The sequence below is a fragment of the Siphonobacter sp. BAB-5405 genome (genome assembly GCF_002872335.1).
Taxonomy (GTDB): domain Bacteria; phylum Bacteroidota; class Bacteroidia; order Cytophagales; family Spirosomataceae; genus Siphonobacter.
The window spans coordinates 1-675 of record NZ_NJAG01000194.1 but is presented as its reverse complement, the minus strand read 5'-3'; the positions used below and the strand labels follow the sequence as shown (position 1 = coordinate 675).

Genomic DNA, 675 nt, shown 5'->3' with positions numbered 1-675 from the left:
GGGATTCAAATCCCAGATCATCGGTCGCGAAATCCGTTGGGTATAGGATACCTTGATCGACTGCTGGGGGGTTAGTTCTTTCGACAGTACGACACTGGGAATCAGGTTTTGAAAATCTACCTGAAAAGGAGGAATTGTGGTTTTAAACTGCCCGTACATTTTCGTGTTTTCCAGTCGCGTACCTAGTTGAAGGGTCCATAATTTTCGGTTCGTCAGTTTTACAGAAGCATACCCAGCCATGACTTGCTGACTATACTTGAACGTATTCGAGCGATCATTGCTGAGAATGAGCTGGGTCACGTTTTCGGACTGGCTATGGTAGACCTCATAGACGCTGCTCACTTCTCGCCGCACCAGTTTCGCCCCTACTTCGAATACGTGCCGCCCATTACTGGAGAAGGGATGGGTATAGTCGACTTGCCAGGTCCATTGAGGGTTACGGCTGAGGTTGGTACTCGTCTCGCGGTACAGGGGCTGATTCGTCAGATTAAATTGATTACTCACATACCGCGTGTTGTCGAACGTGTAACTATATTGCCCCAGCAGGCTCAGTTCCTGCTTAGGCTTGCGAAACAATCGGGTATAGCCCAGATTCCATTCCAGATTGCCAAAAGGATTCTTTTGATCGACTACCTGATTATATTCCTGCGTAAGGGGAGGATTGATGGATTGAAA

1 protein-coding gene is annotated in these 675 nt (G+C 47.9%); it reads right to left on the bottom strand.

Translation table 11 applies throughout. The features are described from left to right. Window positions 1–675: TonB-dependent receptor domain-containing protein (locus BWI97_RS26980; RefSeq protein ID WP_146011103.1), on the bottom strand; the 675-nt coding region annotated here is incomplete at both ends.